Genomic DNA, 734 nt, shown 5'->3' with positions numbered 1-734 from the left:
GGCAATACGTCGTCGGTTACGTCGTTCAGTTTCACGCTCGACACGTCGGCCGCTGCGCCCGGTGTTGCGTTGACGACCGACTCCGGCAGCAGCGCCACTGATCACATCACCAATGTCGGCACCTTGAACCTCACCGGTGTCGAAACCGGTGCAGTTGTCGAATATTCGATCGATGGCGGCCATACCTGGAACACCAGTTTCAGCGCCGCTGAAGGCGTGAACGACGTACAGGTCCGGCAAACCGATATCGCGGGCAATACGTCGTCGGTTACGTCGTTCAGTTTCACGCTCGATACGTCGGCCGCTGCGCCCGGTGTTGCGTTGACGACGGACTCCGGCAGCAGCGCCACCGACCACATCACCAATGTCGGCACCTTGAATCTCACCGGTGTCGAAACCGGCGCCACCGTCGAATACTCGATCGACGGCGGCCATACCTGGAACACCAGTTTCAACGCCGTTGAAGGCGTGAACGATGTACAGGTCCGGCAGATCGACGTCGCAGGCAACACCTCGTCGGCCACGTCGTTCAGTTTCACGCTCGATACGTCGGCCGCTGCGCCCGGTGTTGCGTTGACGACGGACTCCGGCAGCAGCGCCACCGACCACATCACCAATGTCGGCACCTTGAATCTCGCCGGTGTCGAAACCGGCGCCACCGTCGAATACTCGATCGATGGCGGCCATACCTGGAATACGGGCTTCAACGCCGTTGAAGGCGTGAACGACGTACA

At 60.8% G+C, this 734-nt stretch carries 1 protein-coding gene; it reads left to right on the top strand.

Translation table 11 applies throughout. From position 1 onward, the window contains the following. Positions 1-69 precede the first annotated feature (69 nt). On the top strand, positions 70-734 hold a 665-nt coding region (locus DIE06_RS37895; RefSeq protein WP_260433918.1), incomplete at its 3' end, for an Ig-like domain-containing protein.

The sequence above is a fragment of the Burkholderia sp. Bp8998 genome, from assembly GCF_003854235.1.
Taxonomy (GTDB): domain Bacteria; phylum Pseudomonadota; class Gammaproteobacteria; order Burkholderiales; family Burkholderiaceae; genus Burkholderia.
Note: the sequence above shows the minus strand (reverse complement) of the source record. Positions and strands in the feature narration are given on the sequence as shown.